This window comes from Methylibium rhizosphaerae, assembly GCF_006386545.1.
GTDB classification, from domain to species: Bacteria; Pseudomonadota; Gammaproteobacteria; order Burkholderiales; family Burkholderiaceae_C; genus Pseudorivibacter; species Pseudorivibacter rhizosphaerae.
The window spans coordinates 58,443-77,714 of record NZ_SWAR01000028.1 but is presented as its reverse complement, the minus strand read 5'-3'; the positions used below and the strand labels follow the sequence as shown (position 1 = coordinate 77,714).

Below are 19,272 nucleotides of genomic sequence, written 5' to 3'. Positions count from 1 at the left end.
TGCACCGCCGGCAGAAGCAGCCGGCAGTTCTCGCCAACCTGTTTGGAGCGCCTCATGTTCGGTACGCGGCAGCCTGACCGGTTGTTAGACATTTACCCGCCTGCTCAATAACAGGCCCTAGCAGTCGCAACGCACTCGCGCAAGTGCGCAAATGCACCTCCCCCCCTAGAACGTTGGAGAAGGCGTCGCCCGGGCGCCTCTGTCAGGAGCACTCCCGTTGACGCGTGCAGGGCGCCGTGGTCCATTGGCGTCCGGCTTTGGATGCGTCCCCCGGACACCAACCGTGGACGCTCCTCGAGTCCTGGCCCGCACTCCCTACCAGGGTGCTGCCTTCAACCTCAATACTCCCAAGGAGGTTCACGTGAAAAGACTGTTCTCACCGTTGGCGGTGGGTGCGGCGGCGTGCTTGCTGGTCGCTTGCGGCGGCGGCAGCAACGACGATTCACCATCCGACCCATCCGGCGCGGCGACGAAAGCCTCGCAGGCGGCTGACGCATCGACACAAGCCCTCGGCCCGCACCGGGTCCCGGCGCCAGAAGGTGCAGTGCTGCCGGCTCGACTCGACTCGCGCCTGCGCAGCGCGCGCGGGCCGGTGGACGTATGGGTATCCCTCGATCAGAACTCCGTGGCCGGCGAGCGCGCCGCACTGGCCGAGGCCGCGGGCCTGGCCGGCATGGAAGGCACCGCCATGAAGGCAGCCCCCTCGCTGGCCAAGGGCGTGGCCGACCACCGCAAGCGGATCTCCGATGCGCAGTCGGCCCTCGCCGGGCGCATCGGCTCGCTGGGCGGCAAGGAGCTCGCACGCGTGCAGACGGCGCACAACGCCATTGCGGTGCGCATCGACGCGGCGCAGCTGTCGCAGCTGGCCGCCCTGTCCGGCGTGGCCAAGGTGCGGCCGGTGCTGCACTACGAGATGACGCTGTCCGAAACCGTGCCCTATGTCGGCGCCGCCGCCGTGCAGGCGAGCGGCGTGGACGGCACCGGCATTCGCGTCGCGGTGATCGACTCCGGGGTGGACTACACGCACCGCAACCTCGGCGGTGCAGGCACCGCGGCAGCCTATGAGGCCGCCTGGGGCACGAGCCACGCGGACCCGCGCAACACCACGACCGACGGTCTCTTCCCCACCGCCAAGGTGGTGGGCGGCTACGACTTCGTCGGCGAGACCTGGGGCGTCGTCAACGGCGCCGTCGTGGGCACCCGCACCGAAGACCCGGATCCGATCGACTTCGACGGCCACGGCACGCACGTGGCCGACATCATTGCCGGCAAGAGCACCGACGGCACGCACAAGGGCATGGCGCCGGGCGCGAGCATCCTGGCGGTGAAGGCCTGCAGCGCGGTCAGCTCATCCTGCAACGGCATCGCGCTGCTCAAGGCGATGGACTTCGCGCTCGACCCGGACGGCGACGGCGATACCAGCGACGCGGTGGACGTCATCAACATGTCGCTCGGCTCCGACTACGGCCAGTTCCAGGACGACCTGACCGACGCGGCCGCCGACGCGGTGAAGCTCGGCGTTGTGGTGGTGGCCTCGGCCGGCAACGGCTCGAACAAGCCCTACGTGGTGGGCTCGCCGTCCATCGCACCGGGGGTCATCAGCGTCGCGCAGACCACCGTGCCCAGCGAGAAGGCGCAGCCGCTGGTGGTCAACGCACCGGCGGCCATCGCCGGCGTGTATGCCAACACGGCGACGGTGGACTGGGCGCCGGTGGGTTCCGGCGTCACCGGCGACGTGGCCTTCATCGGCCGCGGCTGCCCGGCCGACGCGGTGGCCCCGGGGAGCCCGGCCGACCCGCTGCTGGCCAGCCCGGCCGGCAAGATCGCGCTGATCGACCGCGGCGCCTGCTCGGTGAGCCTGAAGGTGGACTATGCCGTCAAGGCCGGCGCCACCGGGGTGCTCATCGGCCTGGTCGCCCCGGGCGATGCGGTGTCGTTCTCGTTCGGCGGCGGCACGTCGTTCGCGCCCACGCTGGTGATCCAGCAGGTGCTTGCGAGCCGCATCAAGGCCCAGCTCGGCGGCGGGCAGACCGTCAACGTGTCCATTACGCCGTCGGCCAGCATCCCCCTGGCGGGCAGCATGGCCAGCACCTCGTCGCGTGGGCCGTCGGTCAGCTACCAGACCATCAAGCCCGAGATCGGCGCTCCCGGCGCCTCCGTCTCGGCCGAGGTGGGCACCGGTACCGGCCAGACGCCGTTCGGCGGCACCTCCGGTGCGGCACCGATGGTGTCCGGCGCGGTGGCCCTGCTGCTGCAGGCGCACCCCAACCGCTCGCCGCTGAAGATCAAGGCGATGCTGATGAACAGCGCCGAGACCAAGGTCTACACCAGCCAGGCGCTCGCGCCCGGCGAGCTCGCCCCCATCACGCGCACCGGCGCGGGCGAGCTGCGGGTGGACCGCGCCATCGCGCTGAGCTCGGTCGCCTACCACCGGGCCACCCGGTCGTCGGCCCTGTCCTTCGGGGCGGTGGAGGCTTCGCGGCCGATGGTGCTCGAGCGCACGCTGACGGTCGAGAACTTCGGCAAGGCCGACAAGCACTTCAGCGTCGCGGCGACCTTCCGCGATGCGGGCGACCAGGCCAGCGGCGCGGTGAAGGTGCTGGTCAAGCCCAGGCTGCACGTCGACGGGCGGGGCCGCGAGGAGCTGGAGGTCAGGCTCGTCATCGACCCGTCCAAGCTGCCGACCTGGACGCTCAACGGCGGCCAGCTGGGCGGCAACGGCGCGGCGCTGAACGGGCCCGAGTACGACGGCCACATCACGCTGACCGCGGGCAGCGAGAAGCTGTCGATCCCCTGGCACGTGCTGCCGCGCAAGGCGGCCGACACCGAGGCCTCGCTCGCCGGCCACGGCCGCGCGGGCACCTACGTGAAGCTGCGCAACCGCGGCACCGAAGCGGGCGACTACGACGTGTTTTCGCTCACCGGCATCAACCCGCGCGCCCCGCGCGGCGAGCTGCCGGGCTCGGGCGACAACTTCGCGTTCGTGGACCTGCGGGCGGTGGGCGTGCGCTACCTGCCGGCATCGGTGTTCGGCGCGGACTACCTCGAGTTCGCCATCAACACGCACGGCCGGCGCGCGCACCCCAACTATCCGGCCGAGTTCGACGTGCTGATCGACACCAACGCTGACGGCGTACCCGACTTCCTCGTCTTCAACGCGGAAAACGGCGGCTTCAGCGCGAGCGGGCAGAACGTGGTGTACCTGGGCAACCTGGCCACCGGCACGGCCACCGGCGTGTTCTACGCCGATGCGGACCTGAACTCCGGCAACATGATCTTCACGGTGCCGATGAACAGCTCCGCCGGGCCGGTGAACCTGGGCGTGGCACCAGGGACCACCATCAACTTCAGCGTGCAGGCCCTCGACAACTACTTCACCGGCGCCGTGACGGACGAGATCGCCGGCATGCGCTTCACGCCGGGCCAGGCCCGCTTCGGCGTGGTGGGCGATCCGTTCGGCAGCGTGCCGTCATGGAGTGGCGCGCAGCTGGGACTCACGACCGCCACCCTGCCCGATACGCAGAGCAGTGAACGCGGCCTGCTGATGATGTTCCGCCGCAATGCGGGCACCGAGGCGGAGATCGTGCGGATCCGCTGAGGACCCCTCGCCTGCAGCTTCGGCTGCCGCAAGAAGAAAGGGCCGCGCAAGCGGCCCTTTTTCATGGGTGCGAGGCTCTATCAGCCTTCCTGGGCCCCGGCATCACGGCGGGGGCCGCCGAACTTGCGGCCGCCTTCGGGCCGGCCGCCGCCCGGGCGGCCAGGGCCGCCGCGGTGGTGGTTCGGCCGGCCGCCGTCACGGCCCGGGCGCTGGCCTGGGCGGGCGTTGAACTTCGGCTCGCGCGGCTTCGGCGGCGTGGGCTCCAGGCCTGCGATGGTGCTGGCGGCGATGGGCTGGCGGGTGAACTGCTCGATGGCGCGGATCTTGTGGCGCTCGCGGTGCTCGGCCAGCGTGATGGCGGTGCCGCTGCGGCCGGCGCGGCCTGTGCGGCCGATGCGGTGCACGTAGTCCTCGGCCTTCATCGGCAGGCCGAAGTTGATGACATGGCTGATGCTCGGCACGTCGATGCCGCGCGCAGCCACGTCGGTGGCCACGAGGATGCGGATGCGGCCCTCACGCAGGTTCTGCAGGCGGCGGTTGCGCACGCTCTGCGGCATGGCGCCGTGCAGCGCCACCGCGGCATGGCCGGTCTGCTGCAGCGTGTCGGCCAGCATGTCGGCGTCGGCCTGGGTGGAGGTGAACACCACCGCCTGCTCCAGCGCCACGTCGCGCAGCCAATGGTCGAGCAATGCGCGCTTGTGCGACAGGTTGTCGGCCCAGTGCAGCGTCTGCGAGATGTTGACGTGCTTGTCCTGTGCGGTGGCCAGTTCCAGGCGGCCGGGTTCGCGCATCACCTGGGCGGCCAGGCGCATGATGCGCGGCGCGAAGGTGGCCGAGAACATGAGCGTCTGGCGGCGCTGGGCGCACAGGGTGTGGATGGCTTCGAGGTCTTCGGCGAAGCCGAGGTCGAGCATGCGGTCGGCTTCGTCGACCACCAGCACCTGCACCGCGTCGAGCAGGATCTGCTTGCGCTCGGCGAGGTCGAGCAGGCGCCCGGGGGTGGCGACCACGAGGCTTGCGCCCTGCAGGTCGGCCAGTTGCTTGCCGAAGGGCATGCCGCCCACCACGGTGGCCACGCGCAGGCCGCGGCTGCCGCGCACCAGGTCGATGGCGTCGGCCGCCACCTGCTGCGCGAGTTCACGCGTGGGGCACAGCACCACGGCGCGCGGCGCGGCCGGCGCCGCATTGCGCGGCACCCAGCCGCCCTTGGCGGGGCGCGGCAGCCTGGCCGGCGGGTTCTGCTCGTTCTCCAGGTGCAGGCTGTGCAGCACGGGCAGCAGGAAGGCGGCGGTCTTGCCGCTGCCGGTCTGGCTGCTCACCATCCAGTCGCCGCCCTGGAGGGCCGCCGGAATGGCCTCGGCCTGCACAGGGGTCGGTTTTTCGAAGCCCAGGGCCTGCACGGCCTGGAGCAAGGGAGCGGCGAGGCCGAGGGCCTCGAAGGAAAGGGTCGTCGTCATGCAGCAATGCCGCGGGCTTGTGGCGCCTCGCGGTCCGTCACGGGTTGGTCTATGAACACATCGACCAACAGACGGAATGCAACAGGTGCAATGGCTCTCGAATCGAAAGACGAGGCCGGGACTGGTGACGATGCAAAAAGAAACTCGCCCCGTCTTGATTGGGGCGAGTCCGGCGCGGATTCTCGCACACCTAGGGTTTTCCCGCCAGGGCCGTTCCTAGAATGGGCGTGAAGGAGCACACGCATGAGTCCCGAGTTCCTGGAATTTCGCGAGCACGGCATCACCGTCATCGACACCGGCTTCATACGCCCGCGATTCGATGCCGCCTACCTCATCGTCGAGAACGGGCGCGCCGCCTACGTGGACACCGGCACCAACGATGCGCTGCCCCGTCTGCTGGCTGCGCTCGGCGCCCAGGGGCTCGAGCCGGCCGACGTGGACTACCTGATCGTGACCCACGTCCACCTCGACCATGCCGGTGCCGCCGGCGCGCTGATGCGGCACCTGCCGCGAGCGAGGCTGGTGGTGCACCCGCGCGGCGCGCGTCACATGATCGACCCGGGCCAGCTGCTCGACGGCGCCCGTGCGGTGTACGGCGTCGACGAAGTGGCCCGCACCTACGGCGACGTGCTGCCCGTCGACGCCGGCCGCGTGCTCGAGACGCATGACGACCTCGTGCTCGAGCTGGCCGGGCGGCCGCTGCGCTTCATCGACACGCCCGGCCACGCCCGGCACCACCACTGCATCTGGGACGAAGCCAGCCGCGGCTGGTTCACCGGCGACACCTTCGGCATCTCCTACCCCGAGCTCGACACGCCGGGCGGCCGCTATGTGCTGCCGGCCGCCACGCCGGTGCAGTTCGAGCCCGAGGCGCTGCATGCGTCGGTGCAGCGCCTGCTCGCGCGCCGGCCGCGCTGGATGTACGTGACGCACTACGGCGCGATCGGCGGCAGCGAAGCCGAGGTCGCGCGCCTGGCCGGGCTGCTGCTCGGCCAGGTCGATGCGATGGTGACGCTCGCCCGGCCTCTCGCCGCGGCGGGCGATCGCCACGAGGCGCTCAAGGCAGCGCTGCGCGGCCTGCATGCCGCCGAGCTGCGGCAGCGCAGCAGCCCGTGGGCCGACAGCGACCTGCTGGAGCCCGACATCGAACTCAATGCGCAGGGCCTGGGCGTCTGGCTCGACCGCGTGGCACGGATCCTTTGACCTGCCGCAAGAAAACCCCAGGGGCGACTCAAGTCCGCACGCTGTGCATACGAAACCCTCGGTGAAGGCGCTGATGGCCTGCCAGGGCAACGGCGTCCACCACGACTTGAGGGAGTCCCCATGCGAAACAACCTGCCCGTCACCGGACGCGGCTTTCCGCTCGAACCCGACCAGACCCTGGTGTCGACCACCGACCTGAAGGGGCGCATCACCTACTGCAACCCGGCGTTCATCCGGGTGAGCGGTTACAGCCGTGAAGAGCTGATGGGACAGCCGCACAACCTCGTCCGCCACCCCGACATGCCCGAGGAAGCCTTCCGCGACATGTGGCAGAACATCGCGTCGGGCCAGCCCTGGCTGGGAGTGGTGAAGAACCGTCGCAAGAACGGCGACCACTACTGGGTGCTGGCCAACGTGACGCCGCTCATGAAGGACGGCCGCCCGATCGGCTACATGTCGGTGCGCACCTGCCCGCAGCCCGCGCAGGTGGACGCGGCGCAGGCGCTCTACGCCACGATGCGCGACGAGGCCCGAGCCGGCGTGCTGCTGCACCGCCGGCAGGCCGGGCGCGTGGTGCGCGACAACCTCGTCGGGCGCCTGCGGCGCCTCTTCGAGTGGAGCATCGGCCGGCAGCTGTACGCCGTGCTGCTGCTGGTGTCGCTGCTGGGCTTCTGCGCCGGTCGCGCCGACGGTGGCGCTGCAATGCCGGCCCTGGGCGCGGTGCTGCTGGCCGCGGCGGCTGCCGCTGCACACCTGCACCGGCGTGCGGTGGCGCCGCTGCACCAGCTGCTGGGCTTTGCCAACCGCATGGCCGCCGGGGACCAATGCGGCCGTGGAAGCCGCGCGTGCCGGGCAGGCTGGGCGGCCTTTTCGGCCGAGCCTGCGCTGTGGCGCGTCGCCCCGGTGATCTGCTCCATCGAGGCGGCCGTTTCCTCACCCAACGCCTGCCCTGCCAGCGGCAGGACCTGATCGGGCGGCTTGCGCAGGCACTCAACCCGAGGTGCAAAACATGTGCACCAACACGCGCGAGATCGCCTCGGGCAACCCAGGACCTCTCCGCCCGCACCGAAGCCCAGGCAGCCAGCCTGGAGCTCGCCGGCATCTCCCAGATCAACGAGGCCGTCGCGCAGCTCGACGTCATCACCCAGCAGAACGCCGCGATGGTGGAGCAGCTGGCGGGCTCCGCACGGGCGCTGCAGGGGCAGGCCGACACGGTGGCCAGCAGCGTGCAGGTGTTCCATCTCGACGCCGGCGGCGGCGCTTCGGGCATGGTGGCCGCCGACGGTCTGCAGCCGGCCTGACGCCACAGGCCCCAGGGCTACACTCGCGCGGCACGCACGAGCCCGCTCACGAGGCGGGCTTCTTTCATTGCAGCTGGAGACATCGACATGAACGCTGTGAATTTCGCGCTGGCCGGCAAGGTCTGCGTCGTGACCGGGGCGGCCCAGGGCATCGGTGCCGCATGCGTCGAACGTTTCGCCCGCGAAGGCGCCCCGGTGGCGCTGTGGGACGTGGACGATGCGCGCGGCCAGGCGCTGGCCGGGCAGCTCGCCGCGCAAGGCAGGCAGGCGATCTACCTGCATTGCGACGTGTCGCGCAAGGTGCAGGTCGACGCCGCGGTGGCCGCCACCGTCAAGGCCTTCGGACGCATCGACGTGCTGGTCAACAACGCCGGCATCTTCAAGGCGGCCGACTTCCTCGAGATCACCGAGGCCGACTGGGACGCGGTGATCGACGTGAACCTGAAGGGAGCCTTCCTCGTCGGCCAAGCCTGCGCGCGCGAGATGGCCAGGCAAGGCAGCGGCGCCATCGTCAACATGAGTTCGGTCAACGGCCTGATGGCCATTCCGAGCATCGCCAGCTACAACGCCAGCAAGGGCGGCATCAACCAGCTCACCCGCGTGATGTCGCTGGCGCTGGTGGACCGCGGCATTCGCGTCAACGCGGTGGCGCCCGGCACCATCGCCACCGAGCTGGCGGCCAAGGCGGTGCTCACCAGCGAGGAGTCGCGCCAGCGCATCATGGGCCGCACGCCGATGAAGCGGCTGGGCGAGCCGGCCGAGATCGCCGACGTGGCGGCCTTCCTGGCCAGCGACGCCTCGAGCTACATGACCGGGCAGATCGTCTATGCCGACGGCGGCCGGCTGAGCCTGAACTACACCGTGCCCGTGTGAGCCTCGCTCAGGCCGATGCGGCCTGGGCGACCGGCTTCAGCCGAGCCTCGCGGATGGGCAGGTGCAGCAGCGCCGCGGCCACCGCCAGCAGGATGTCGGCGTACCACATCCAGTCGTAGGCACCGGTCCATTCGAAGGCCTTGCCGCCCAGCCAGGCCCCGAGGAAGCCGCCGACCTGGTGCGACAGCATCACGAGGCCGAACAGCGTGGCCATGTGCGACGTGCCATAGAACTTGGCCACGAGGCCGGCGGTGGGCGGCACGGTCGACAGGTAGGTGAGGCCGATCACCGCGGCGAACACCAGCATCACCGCCGGCGTCTTGGGCGACAGCACGAACACCAGCACCGCGACGGCACGCGCCGCATACACCAGCGACAGCAGCGACTTCATGCGCCAGCGGCCGACGGCCCAGCCCATCGCGAAGCTGCCGGCAATGTTGAACAGGCCGATCACCGCCAGCGACCAGGCACCCACTTCGGGCGGCAGGCCGCATTGCGCCACCACGCCGGGCAGGTGGGTGGCGATGAAGGCCACGTGGAAGCCGCAGACGAAAAAGCCCGCGCACAGCAGCCGGTAGCTCGAGTCGCCCAGCGCGCGGCCGATCGCCTCACGGGTGCCCAGGTGCTGCGTGGCCTGCCCCGCTGCGGGCTGCACGGCCGAAGAATGCCCGCGCAGCACCCAGGCGGCCGGCAGCGCGAGCAGCGTGATGAAGGCCAGGCTCTGCAGCGCGGCCACCCAGCCGGCGGCCGCCGTGACGGCCTGCGCGATGGGGGCGAACACGAACTGCCCGAACGATCCGCCTGCGTTCACGATGCCGGTGGCCATGCCGCGCCGTTCGGCCGGAATGAGCCGCGCGGTGGCGGCCATCAGCACCGACGGCCCCGCGAGCCCGGCACCGCCTGCGGCCAGCACGCCGATGGCGAGCACCAGCCCCGCGGTCGTGTTCATGAACGGCGTGAGCGCCGTGCCCAGCGCCACCAGCAGCACGCCGACGACCAGCACCCGGCCGGCGCCATAGCGGTCGGCCACGATGCCGGCCACCGGCTGCGTGAGGCCCCACCACAGCTGGCCGAAGGCGAACGCGAGGCTGATGCTCGCGATGCCGAGGCCGGTGGCCGTGTTCAGCGTCGGCAGGAACAGGCCCATCGACTGGCGCGCACCCATGGTCAGCGCGAACGTGCCGGCCGCAGCCAGCAGGACGAGCGCCACGGGCATGACGACCCGGCGGGAATCATTCATCGGAGCTTCCTTCGTCTTCGGCCTCGTCGAGCAAGGCCATGCATTCGTCGATCAGCGCGTGCAGCTTGACCACGCGTTGCGGCGTGAGCCGCTCGTTGAGCGACAGCTGGGCGCGCTTCCACGCCCGCTGCGCCTCGGCGCGCAGCGCCTTGCCTTCGTCGGTGGCCACCAGCAGGCGGCTGCGCGCATCGACGCCCGGCTCCAGGCGGATCCAGCCCTGGGCAATGAGCGGCTGCATGTTGCGGGTGAGCGTGGAGGCGTTGAGCTTCATGCGCGCGGCCAGCGCCGACGGCTGGATGGGGCCCAGCAGCACCACGTGCGACAGCAGCGAGTACTGGGTGTTCTTGAGGCCGGTGACCCCCACCTCGCGGTCGTACAGCCGCGTGACGCGGCGGCTGAGCTGCCGCAGCTTGAGGTTGGTGCAGCCCTGAGGCTTGACGGTGGCTTCCATGCAAACTATTGTAGATGCATCAATTGCATATGCAAGCATATCGAGGAGAGCACCGTGATGCATGAACTGCAGGCCCAGTGGGAAGCCGAAGAAGCCGCGTTGCGCGCCAGGCTGATGCCGGGCACCGGCATCGCGCGGCCCGACCAGGTGGTCGGCCGCACCGGCATGGAGATGTTCCAGGCCATGTTCAATGGCGAGATCCCGATGCCGCCCATCGGCGACACGCTGGACTTCACCCTGCTGCGGGTGGAGCCGGGGCGCGCGGTGTTCCAGGGCCGGCCGCAGGTGCGGCACTACAACCCGATGGGCACGGTGCACGGCGGCTGGTATGCCACGCTGCTCGACTCGGCGGTGGGCTGTGCGGTGCACACCACGCTGCCGGCCGGCAAGGCCTACACCACGCTGGAACTGAAGCTGAACCTGGTGCGTGCGCTGACCGACCGCGTGCCGCTGGTGCGGGCCGAGGGTTACGTGGTGCACGCGGGCGGCCGGGTCGCCACGGCGGAGGGGCGGCTCACGGGGGTTGACGGAAAGCTGTACGCTCACGCGAGCACGACCTGCCTCATCTCCGACCTCCCCCCACCCAGATCATGAGACTGCTACACACCATGCTGCGCGTCGGCAACCTGCAACGCTCGATCGACTTCTACACGAAGGTGATGGGCATGCAGCTGCTGCGCACCACCGACCGGCCCGAGCAGCAGTATTCGCTCGCCTTCGTGGGCTACGGCAGCAACCCAGAACATGCCGAGATCGAGCTCACCTACAACTACGGCGTCGAGCAGTACGAGCTCGGCACGGCCTACGGCCACATCGCCATCGGCGTGCCGGACGCCTATGCGGCCTGCGAGAAGATCCGCGCCGGCGGCGGGGCCGTCACCCGCGAGCCGGGTCCGGTGAAAGGCGGCAGTACGGTGATCGCCTTCGTCACCGATCCCGACGGCTACAAGATCGAACTCATTCAAAGGGATTCAGCGGCTTAGCGCGATACCGCCGTTTCCCCGCCGGCGTCGGCCTTGGCGCGGCGGGAGGTATGGCAGGTAGCAGCCACGGATTTCCGCCAGTGCGGCCAACACGAACAGGCCGCTCGGTTGACCACAGCCGATAGCGATAACATGGCCATGTTTGAAAAAACGGCCATGTTAGATAAAATGGCCGCGTTAAACGAGCAAACTCACATGCCAGCCCCTCTGTCGCCAAGCAGGCGCTCAGTGCCTGCTGAGAAGTACGTTGCCGACTTCTTCCGCGCCCATAAGTGGTTCGTGGAAGTACCGCATCACGTCCCAAACGGCGCAGACTTGATCATCCGACGCGGCAAGCAACGGTTTGTTGTCGAGATCAAAGCACTCTCTGAAAGCCGCCCAGACCGCGTCCTGCCGATGCTTTCGATGGCGATTCTTCAAGCCCAGACCGCGGCCGAAGAGTTCAACAACGCCCTCCCCCTTGCAATCGTGTATGTGCCAGAGGCATCCCCCGTGTTGGCAAAGCACGTGGACTCGTTTGTCAAGCGATTCGCGAAGGACGTGCCTGTCGGCCTCATCTCGGGACGCGGCGAACAATACTTCAGCGGCGAGGCGTTCCAAGAGCTGAATCGATTGCCGGAGGAATCCAGGCGTTCAGCGCCGGCTCGCCCCCAACAGGCCGTCAATCTGTTCTCGGATCTCAACCAGTGGATGCTGAAGCTTCTCCTGGCAGGGGAACTGCCCGAAGGCCTGCTGAACGCCCCTAAGAAACAGTTTCGGAACGGCTCCGACCTGGCCGAAGCCGCGCAGGTATCCGCGATGAGCGCATCGCGATTCCTGCAGCAACTGCGCACCGAAGGATACCTAAGCGATTCATCCCCCCATCTGAGGCTGGTGCGTCGCGAAGAACTGCTTCGCCGCTGGGCCGCCGCCTCCATGCGTTCATGTCCGGAGATCCCATGCCGCTTTCTTCTCAGGGCACCCGTCCCGCAGCAAATCCGAGGCTTGCTCCGCAAACATCCGGAAGACGCCTGTCTGGGACTCTTTGCCGCTGCCGATGAACTGCGTTTCGGGCACGTCAGCGGCGTGCCCCCGTACATCTACGTCCGCAAGCTGCCTCAGGTAGGTGGGTCGGACTGGTCTGGCCTGATGGCGAATCCCGCCGAGCGGCCGGACCTGATCGTGCGGCAAGCCCCTTTCCCGCAATCGACGTTCAGAGGGGCCATCGATCGAAACGGGCTCATGGTGACCGACGTCATCCAGACGTGGCTGGACGTCATGCACCATCCGGCACGCGGCGCCGAACAGGCCGCTCTGATCTACGAGAAACTTCTTTCGCCGATTGCCGCAAATCGAAGCGCATGAACGATCTAGAGGCCTTCGCGAGACTGGTGCAGGCAGTGGCTGCTTGGCGTCAGCAACTCATCTTCATAGGCGGGTGGGGCCATCGCCTCTACCGGCTGGACCCGAGGGCAAATCGCCCGGACTACCCACCCGTGTTCACCCGCGACACAGACCTCGCCTTTGCCAACAAGGAGCCTATAGAAGGCGATATCAAGCAGTCGCTGATGCAGCATGGATTCCGTGAGGAGCTGAGCGGTGATCATCGACCTCCTGCAGCGCACTACACGCTTGGCGACGAGGCCGGTGGCTTCTATGCCGAGTTCCTGACGCCCCTGGCGGGAAGCGGCCGCAAACGAAGTGGCGAAGCTGACGCGACCATGGCGAAGGCAGGCATTTCAGCGCAGAAGATCCGCCACCTGGACGTCCTTCTCGTCGATCCCTGGGTGATCAGCATGGGGCCACAGGAAGGCGTTCCCCTGCCGGCCCGCATGGATGTGTTGGTGCCCAACCCGCTGTGCTTCATGGTCCAGAAGTTCCTGATCCAGCAAGATCGACCCGCCAACAAGAGAGCCCAGGACGTGCTGTACATCTACGACACGATCGAACTCTTCGGCGCACTGCTCGATGATTTCAACGCGCATTGGCATGCGCGTGTCGCGCCCGCACTCGGGCACTTGGCCGACGAAGTGCGGAAACTGTGCACGCAGACGTTCACTGATGTCAACGACATGGTTCGCGACGCCGCCCGCATTCCTGCGGGTCGCAGTCTGTCGCCGGAACAGATTCAGGCAACGTGCCGATACGCCTTTGAGCACATGCTGCGCTAGCCATTTGCCCTGCGGTACCGGCTCGGCTGGTTGCGCTTCGCGAATGCCCTGGCAACGGCAGCGACGTTTGCGGCGGGCCTGCGGCAGGCCTTTCGCAGGGACTCGATGCTCAAGCACCTGAACACGGGACGGGCCGCTGAAGGTGGCCTGCAGACCGCCCAGATGGCCGTGTCAATCAACTACAAGATCGAGCTGATCGAGCGCAAGTAGACCCGGCAGGTTCGCGTCACGCCAGCTTCACGCGAGACCGATAGGGTCGCGGGCTTGCCGCTTGCCACATGCAGGCGGCCCAACGAACAAAGGCCCGCAAGCACATGGCACGACGCGCCCCCGCCCCCAATCGCCGCGACTTCATCCGCACCCTGGCCGCCGGTACGGTGGCCGTGGGCGGCACGGCGCTCACCGCCTGCGGCGGCGGCGACGACGACACCACCGTCGCGTTCTCGCATGGCGTGGCCAGCGGCGACCCGCAGCCCGACCGCGTGATGCTGTGGACCCGCGCCACGCCGTCACGCGACGCGGCGCTGCAGCTGCGCTGGCAGGTGGCCACCGATGCCGCCTTCGCGAGCGTGGTGGCGCAAGGCACCACCAGCACCGGCGCCGAGCGCGACTACACCGTCAAGGTCGATGCCATCGGGCTGCAGCCGGGCACGCGCTACTTCTACCGGTTCAGCTTCGGCAGCGGCACCCACTCGCCGGTCGGCCGCACCCGCACGCTGCCGGCGGGCGCGGTTCAGCAGGTGAAGCTCGCGGTGTTCTCGTGCGCCAACTATCCGCGCGGCTACTTCAATGCCTATGCCGATGCAGCGGCGCTCGCCGACGTGGACGCGGCCGTGCACCTGGGCGACTACCTGTACGAGTACCCGAAGGACGGCTACGCCTCGGGCAACGCCGCCGCGCTCGGCCGGGTGAGCGTGCCGGAAACCGAAACCCTCGCGCTGGCCGACTACCGCCGGCGCCATGCGCAGTACAAGAGCGACGCCGACCTGCAGGCCCTGCATGCCGCCATGCCGCTCATCGCGGTGTGGGACGACCACGAGATCGCCAACGACACCTGGCGCAACGGCGCCGAGAACCACACCGAGGCCACCGAAGGCAGCTTCGCGGCGCGCAAGGCGGCCGCGCTGCAGGCGTATCACGAGTGGATGCCCATCCGGCTGCCCGACGCCGCGCAACCCGATCGCATCTACCGTTCGTTCGACTTCGGCTCGCTGGTGTCGCTGCACATGCTCGACACCCGGCTGGTCGGCCGCGACCTGCAGCTCGACATCGCCGCCTACGTGACCGCCAACGGTTTCGACGCGGCGCGCTTCGCGGCCGACGTGACCGCGGCGGACCGCCAGCTGCTGGGCGCTGCGCAGACCACCTGGCTGCAAGGCCGGCTGCAGGCGTCCACCGCCACCTGGCAGGTGCTGGGCCAGCAGGTGCTGATGGGCCGCATGCTGATCCCGGCGCCGGTCGCCTTGCAGCAGGTCAGCGTGGCGCAATACGCCGACATCGCCACGCGCGCGCAGACCGACCCCGGCTCCCTCACGCCGCAGGAACAGGCCATCCTCGCCCAGCCGTCCATCCCGTACAACCTCGACGCCTGGGACGGCTATGCCGCCGCGCGCGAGACGGTGCTGGGCATGGCCCGTGCGCTCGACAAGAACCTCGTGGTGCTGGCCGGCGACACGCACAACGCCTGGGCCAGCGACCTGCAGGATGCGCAGGGCCGGCAGGTGGGCGTCGAATTCGCCACGCCGGGCGTCACGTCGCCGGGGCTGGAGGAAGTGCTCGCCGGCCAGGACCCGGCCCAGCTCGCCGCCGGGCTCGCCCAGCTGATCGGGCCGCTGCAGTACTGCGACACCCACCGGCGCGGCTACATGGTGCTCACCGCGACGGCCGCCGACGCGCGGGCCGAGTGGCGCTATGTGAACACGATCGACAGCCGCAGCTTCACCGTGGCGAGCGACCCGGTGCTGAAAGTGCGCCCCGGCGCCGGCCAGCGCCGCATCGAAGCGGCGTAGCCCACTGCCCTGCGCGGCCTGGAAAAGCGTGCGACGATCCGCGCCTTCCAAGCCCACAAGGACAGAGGAGACCGCATGGACGCACCGGTGACCCCGGCCCGTCGCAAGCTGCTGCTCGCAGCCTGCGCCACCCCGTTTGCCGCGCCTGCATGGGCGCTAGCCGCCACCAGCGCCAGCACCGCCACGGCGCCGTCATCGGCGGCGGCCGCGCGCCTGGCCGCGCTGGCCGACCGCTACTTCGCCGCCCTGCTCGATGCCGACCCGTTCTGGGCCAGCCGCCTGGGCAGCGCCACGCCGGCGCAGGCCGCCAGCCTGCCGATCGACATCTCGCCGGCCCACCGTGCGAAACGCGCGGCGCTGTACCGCAAGACGCTCGCCGACCTGCGCCGCATCGACCGCAAGGCGCTGGGTGAAATCGACCTGATCGCCTATGACGTGCTGGCCTACCACGCGCAGGACCAGCTCGCGCAGCTGCAGCACCCCGACCACCTGCTGCCGCTCGACCAGACCCCCGGCAAGCCGCCGTTCGAGTTGGCCAATGCCGCCGACAGCGGCCTGTCGATGTTCGCCACGGTGGCCCACTACGAGCAGCATCTTTCCCGCCTGCGGGCGCTGCCGGCCTGGTGCGACCAGGCAGTGGCCAACCTGCGCGAAGGCCTGAAGCGCGGCATCGTGCACCCGCGGCCGATCATCGAGCGCCTGCTGCCCATGCTGCGCAACCTGGCGCCCGCCGAAGTCGACAAGAGCCCGTATCACGCGCCCATCGCCACCATGCCGGCGCGCTTTGCCGCCGCCGACCGCGACCGGCTCGCAGCCGAGTACCGGCGAGTGATCGAGCAGCGGCTCCATCCGGCCCTCGTGCGGCTGGCCGACGCGGTGGAACGCGAGGTGCTGCCGCGCAGCCGCACCAGTGCCGGCTGGTCCGCATTGCCCGGCGGCAACGCCTGGTACGAGCAGTTCGTGCGCACCCACACCAGCACCACCATGGGGGCTGAAGAGATCCACCAGCTGGGCCTGCGCGAAGTGCAGCGCCTGCGCGGCAAGATGGCCGAGGTGCAGGCGCAGTACGGCTTCGAAGGCAGCCTGGCGGACTTCCTGACCTGGCATGCGAAGCGTCCCGAGAACTATCCGTACAAGACCGAGCAGCAGGTGCTCGATGCCTATGCCGAGCTCAACCGCCGCATCGCAACGAAGCTGCCGCAGCTCTTCAGCCGCGTGCCGAAGGCGCCGCTGGAGATCCGCCCGGAGCCCGAGCTCACCCGCTACACCGCCAGCGACCACTACACCCAGCCCTCGCTCGACGGCTCGCGGCCGGGCATCTTCTTCGCGGTGATCACCGACCCGGCCGCCTATGCCACGCCGCGCATGGCCTCGCTCTACCTGCACGAAGGGCAGCCGGGACACCACTTCCAGATCGCGCTGGCGCAGGAACTGCCGGTGACCAAGCTGCAGCGCTTCTACTTCTACAACGCGTTCGGCGAAGGCTGGGGGCTGTATGCCGAGACGCTGGGCTACGACCTGGGGCTGTACGACGACCCGAACGCCCACCTCGGCCACCTCGGCATGGCCATGATGCGCGCGGTGCGCCTGGTGGTGGACACCGGCATGCATGCCAAGGGCTGGTCCCGCGAGCAGGCCATCGCCTACTTCCAGGAACAAACCGGCTTCACCGAGCGCGACAGCCGGGTGCAGATCGAGCGCTACATGGTGTGGCCCGGCCAGGCGCTGGGCTATGCCATCGGCCGCATCAAGATCGAGGAACTGCGCGACCGCGCCAGGGCGGCGCTCGGGTCGCGCTTTGCACTGGCCGACTTCCACGAGCAGGTGCTGGCCAGCGGCTCGATGCCGCTGGCCGTGCTCGAAGCGAAGATCGACCGCTGGATCAACGCGAGGCAGAGGGGCTGAAGGGCAAGGCCGGCGCCATCAGTCGGCCTTGCGCTTGAACAGCTTCATGAGGCCGCCGCCGAACACGGCCAGGCCAACCAGCGCCACCTTCCAGAACTTCGCCAGCAGCAGGCCCAGCGTGGCAAAGAGGCCCAGCTTCTTGGCCACGCCGCCGGCCACCAGCGCCGCCAGGCCGTACTCGGCCACACGGTCGGTGCCGGCATTGAAGTCCTCGTAGCGCTTGCCGTCGTTGAAGCTGGTGGCCGCGAGCAGTTCGTTCGCGCGCGGCTTGGTGGCCTCGAGCTGCTGCGGCTCGGTCATGAGGTTCATCTCGATGAAGCCCTCGCGGCCGAGCACGTAGGTGCGGTAGTTGACGCTTTCGCTGCGCTGGCCGGCGTCGATGGATTCGGCGCGCAAGCCCCACACCAGCCGGTGCGTGGCCGCCTCGTACGCGGGCCGCTGCACCCAGTCGATGACGTGCAGCTCGCCGCCGCCCATCTTCTTGCGCTCCTCGTTCGACGCTTCGGTGCCTTCCTTCACCGACTTGAACAGCTCGTCGGCGTCCCAGCTCTTGGCGTCCTCGTCCTTCACATAGCCTTCCTTGTGGAATTCCAGCGTGATGGCCCAGCCGTCGTTATCGCCGGAGCCGACCACCATGCCCAGCGTGTCGTGCGGACCCGGGTTGCCCCAGTAGGTGAGCATCGCGGCCGCATCGGCAGGGTTCAGGTACACATAGCCGGCCGGCAGCTTGAGCGAGCCCTGCTCGCCGAGAGTGACCGTGCGCGGGCCATGCTCGGCCTTCACGGCCGGCGGCGCCGGCATCTGCGCCTGGGGCGCCGCCGGGGTTTCGGCAGCCCTGGCTTGCCAGGCCGGCAAGCCCAGGCTGGCCGACAACAGCGCGGCAGCCAGCGTCGTACGCAAGGCGGTTTTCATGAGGTTCCCTCCGGTTGGTTTGAGTCGGCCGGCAAGATACCAGCGCCAGGCGGCCCGCCCGGGCGAACCGTCGCGCGCACACCTCACCCATCCGAGGGCCCGGCACCGATCGCGGGTTATCCCTGCATTGACGCGAAGCCAGGCCGCCGCTGAAATGCAAACGTTCGCGCAAACGTTTGCGCGACGACCCGCACCGAGCACAACACACCAGGAGACAGCTTCATGAAATTGCGCCTCAACCGCCGAGCGGCCGCCCTGTCCGTGCTGGCCGCCAGCTTCGGCCTGCTGGCCGCCACCTGCCTGCCCGTCCATGCACAGCAAGCCGGCGCCAAGCCGCGCGTCGGCCTGGTGATGAAGTCGCTGGCCAACGAGTTCTTCAAGAACATGACCGAAGGCGCCATCGCGCACGAGAAGAAGCGCGGCGACTTCACGCTCAAGGCGGTGGGCATGCAGTCGGAGACCGACTTCGATGCGCAGACCGCCGCGGTGGAGAACTTCATCACCCAGCAGTACGACGTGATCGTCATCGCACCGGCCGACTCGCGTGCCATGGTGGCGCCGGTGGCGCGGGCCCTGAAGGCCGGCATCACGGTGGTGAACTTCGACGTGGCCCTCGACCCGGCCGCCATGAAGAAGGCCGGCCTCGACCTCGCGTTCGTGGGCCCGGACAACCGCGCCGGCGCCAAGATGGCCGGCGACGAGCTGGCCAAGGCCCTGGGCCCCGGCGCCAAGGTGGTGATCATCGAAGGCAACCCCGGCGCCGACAACGCGCTGCAGCGCAAGCTCGGTTTCGAGGACGCGGCCAAGCAGGGCAAGCTCAACGTCGTGGCCTCGCAGACCGCGCACTGGGAAACCGAAGAGGCCAACGCGGTGTTCACCAACATCCTGACGGCCAACCCCGACATCAAGGGCGTGATGGCGGCCAACGACTCGATGGCGCTCGGGGTGGCCAAGGCGATCGACGCCGCCGGCAAGTCGGGCCAGATCAAGGTGGTGGGCTTCGACAACATCCCGGCCATCCGCCCGCTCATCAAGAGCGGCAAGGTGCTGGCCACGGTGGACCAGTTCGGCTCGCAGATGGCGGCCAACGCCATCGACCAGGGCATCAAGGCTCGCAAGGAAGGCAAGCAGCTCAAGGGGTGGATCAAGACGCCGATCGAGCTGGTGACGGCAAAGAACCTGAAGTAGGA

The 19,272-nt window shown here is 69.1% G+C and carries 16 protein-coding genes; 12 read left to right on the top strand and 4 right to left on the bottom strand.

Features of this window, described 5'->3' with window-relative positions:
- Nucleotides 1-544: 544 nt before the first annotated feature.
- A complete protein-coding gene (locus E8D38_RS19440; protein ID WP_140634576.1) occupies nt 545-3,598 on the top strand; it encodes a S8 family peptidase in 3,054 nt (1,017 codons plus the stop codon).
- A gap of 80 nt (nt 3,599-3,678) precedes the next feature.
- Here E8D38_RS19440 and E8D38_RS19435 read toward each other — a convergent pair whose 3' ends face one another.
- Nucleotides 3,679-5,055 (bottom strand): DEAD/DEAH box helicase, encoded by a 1,377-nt coding sequence (locus E8D38_RS19435; RefSeq protein WP_140634574.1) that lies wholly within the window; start codon nt 5,053-5,055, stop codon nt 3,679-3,681.
- A 243-nt stretch (nt 5,056-5,298) separates the two neighbouring features.
- Here E8D38_RS19435 and E8D38_RS19430 point away from each other — a divergent pair, with 243 nt between their 5' ends.
- From E8D38_RS19430 to E8D38_RS19415, 4 genes are all read left to right on the top strand, one after another.
- Nucleotides 5,299-6,258, top strand: coding sequence for an MBL fold metallo-hydrolase (locus E8D38_RS19430; RefSeq protein WP_140634572.1), 960 nt, complete (start codon nt 5,299-5,301; stop codon nt 6,256-6,258).
- Nucleotides 6,259-6,378: 120 nt separating this feature from the next.
- A complete protein-coding gene (locus E8D38_RS19425; protein WP_140634571.1) occupies nt 6,379-7,227 on the top strand; it encodes a PAS domain-containing protein in 849 nt (282 codons plus the stop codon).
- On the top strand, nt 7,146-7,559 hold the full coding sequence (locus E8D38_RS29510) for a hypothetical protein (protein WP_181179265.1): 414 nt from the start codon (nt 7,146-7,148) through the stop codon (nt 7,557-7,559). Before E8D38_RS19425 ends, E8D38_RS29510 begins: the two co-directional genes overlap by 82 nt.
- Nucleotides 7,560-7,646: 87 nt before the next feature.
- Complete coding sequence (locus tag E8D38_RS19415; RefSeq protein ID WP_140634570.1) at nt 7,647-8,432, top strand: SDR family NAD(P)-dependent oxidoreductase; 786 nt, start codon at nt 7,647-7,649, stop codon at nt 8,430-8,432.
- Between the two features lie 7 nt (nt 8,433-8,439).
- Here the strand turns inward: E8D38_RS19415 and E8D38_RS19410 are convergent, their stop codons facing one another.
- Nucleotides 8,440-9,672: an MFS transporter gene (locus E8D38_RS19410; protein ID WP_140634569.1), complete on the bottom strand. Its 1,233-nt coding sequence runs from the start codon at nt 9,670-9,672 to the stop codon at nt 8,440-8,442.
- Nucleotides 9,665-10,123, bottom strand: a complete 459-nt coding sequence (locus E8D38_RS19405; RefSeq protein ID WP_140634568.1) for a MarR family winged helix-turn-helix transcriptional regulator — start codon at nt 10,121-10,123, stop codon at nt 9,665-9,667. Before E8D38_RS19405 ends, E8D38_RS19410 begins: the two co-directional genes overlap by 8 nt.
- A 57-nt stretch (nt 10,124-10,180) precedes the next feature.
- Between E8D38_RS19405 and E8D38_RS19400 the strand changes: the two genes are divergently transcribed.
- The 6 genes from E8D38_RS19400 to E8D38_RS19370 all read left to right on the top strand — a co-directional run bounded on the left by E8D38_RS19400 (nt 10,181) and on the right by E8D38_RS19370 (nt 17,170).
- A complete protein-coding gene (locus E8D38_RS19400; RefSeq protein ID WP_140634567.1) occupies nt 10,181-10,717 on the top strand; it encodes a PaaI family thioesterase in 537 nt (178 codons plus the stop codon).
- On the top strand, nt 10,714-11,106 hold the full coding sequence (gloA, locus tag E8D38_RS19395) for a lactoylglutathione lyase (protein ID WP_140634566.1): 393 nt from the start codon (nt 10,714-10,716) through the stop codon (nt 11,104-11,106). Before E8D38_RS19400 ends, gloA begins: the two co-directional genes overlap by 4 nt.
- A gap of 132 nt (nt 11,107-11,238) precedes the next feature.
- Complete coding sequence (locus E8D38_RS19390; RefSeq protein WP_140634565.1) at nt 11,239-12,450, top strand: hypothetical protein; 1,212 nt, start codon at nt 11,239-11,241, stop codon at nt 12,448-12,450.
- On the top strand, nt 12,447-13,256 hold the full coding sequence (locus E8D38_RS19385) for a GSU2403 family nucleotidyltransferase fold protein (RefSeq protein WP_140634564.1): 810 nt from the start codon (nt 12,447-12,449) through the stop codon (nt 13,254-13,256). Before E8D38_RS19390 ends, E8D38_RS19385 begins: the two co-directional genes overlap by 4 nt.
- Before the next feature lie 314 nt (nt 13,257-13,570).
- Nucleotides 13,571-15,265 carry an alkaline phosphatase D family protein gene (locus E8D38_RS19375; RefSeq protein ID WP_140634561.1) on the top strand — a complete coding sequence of 565 codons (1,695 nt, stop codon included), beginning with the start codon at nt 13,571-13,573 and terminating at the stop codon, nt 15,263-15,265.
- Between the two features lie 75 nt (nt 15,266-15,340).
- Entirely contained in the window at nt 15,341-17,170 is a 1,830-nt protein-coding gene (locus E8D38_RS19370; protein WP_140634559.1) for a DUF885 domain-containing protein, read from the top strand.
- Nucleotides 17,171-17,188: 18 nt separating this feature from the next.
- On the opposite strand, the gene E8D38_RS19365 is transcribed toward E8D38_RS19370, so the two are convergent.
- Nucleotides 17,189-18,082 (bottom strand): DUF2167 domain-containing protein, encoded by an 894-nt coding sequence (locus E8D38_RS19365; protein WP_181179261.1) that lies wholly within the window; start codon nt 18,080-18,082, stop codon nt 17,189-17,191.
- Nucleotides 18,083-18,304: 222 nt separating this feature from the next.
- On the opposite strand from E8D38_RS19365, the gene E8D38_RS19360 reads away from it, so the two are divergent.
- A complete protein-coding gene (locus E8D38_RS19360; RefSeq protein ID WP_140634555.1) occupies nt 18,305-19,270 on the top strand; it encodes a sugar ABC transporter substrate-binding protein in 966 nt (321 codons plus the stop codon).
- The last annotated feature ends 2 nt before the right edge of the window (nt 19,271-19,272 follow it).

What these genes read in the sequence shown, in the direction of transcription:
- E8D38_RS19435 (WP_140634574.1), bottom strand. Translation starts at nt 5,055, where the DNA reads ATGACGACGACCCTTTCCTTCGAGGCCCTCGGCCTCGCCGCTCCCTTG.
- E8D38_RS19430 (WP_140634572.1), top strand. Translation starts at nt 5,299, where the DNA reads ATGAGTCCCGAGTTCCTGGAATTTCGCGAGCACGGCATCACCGTCATC.
- E8D38_RS19425 (WP_140634571.1), top strand. Translation starts at nt 6,379, where the DNA reads ATGCGAAACAACCTGCCCGTCACCGGACGCGGCTTTCCGCTCGAACCC.
- E8D38_RS19415 (WP_140634570.1), top strand. Translation starts at nt 7,647, where the DNA reads ATGAACGCTGTGAATTTCGCGCTGGCCGGCAAGGTCTGCGTCGTGACC.
- E8D38_RS19410 (WP_140634569.1), bottom strand. Translation starts at nt 9,672, where the DNA reads ATGAATGATTCCCGCCGGGTCGTCATGCCCGTGGCGCTCGTCCTGCTG.
- E8D38_RS19405 (WP_140634568.1), bottom strand. Translation starts at nt 10,123, where the DNA reads ATGGAAGCCACCGTCAAGCCTCAGGGCTGCACCAACCTCAAGCTGCGG.
- E8D38_RS19400 (WP_140634567.1), top strand. Translation starts at nt 10,181, where the DNA reads ATGCATGAACTGCAGGCCCAGTGGGAAGCCGAAGAAGCCGCGTTGCGC.
- gloA (WP_140634566.1), top strand. Translation starts at nt 10,714, where the DNA reads ATGAGACTGCTACACACCATGCTGCGCGTCGGCAACCTGCAACGCTCG.
- E8D38_RS19390 (WP_140634565.1), top strand. Translation starts at nt 11,239, where the DNA reads ATGGCCATGTTTGAAAAAACGGCCATGTTAGATAAAATGGCCGCGTTA.
- E8D38_RS19385 (WP_140634564.1), top strand. Translation starts at nt 12,447, where the DNA reads ATGAACGATCTAGAGGCCTTCGCGAGACTGGTGCAGGCAGTGGCTGCT.
- E8D38_RS19375 (WP_140634561.1), top strand. Translation starts at nt 13,571, where the DNA reads ATGGCACGACGCGCCCCCGCCCCCAATCGCCGCGACTTCATCCGCACC.
- E8D38_RS19370 (WP_140634559.1), top strand. Translation starts at nt 15,341, where the DNA reads ATGGACGCACCGGTGACCCCGGCCCGTCGCAAGCTGCTGCTCGCAGCC.
- E8D38_RS19365 (WP_181179261.1), bottom strand. Translation starts at nt 18,082, where the DNA reads ATGAAAACCGCCTTGCGTACGACGCTGGCTGCCGCGCTGTTGTCGGCC.
- E8D38_RS19360 (WP_140634555.1), top strand. Translation starts at nt 18,305, where the DNA reads ATGAAATTGCGCCTCAACCGCCGAGCGGCCGCCCTGTCCGTGCTGGCC.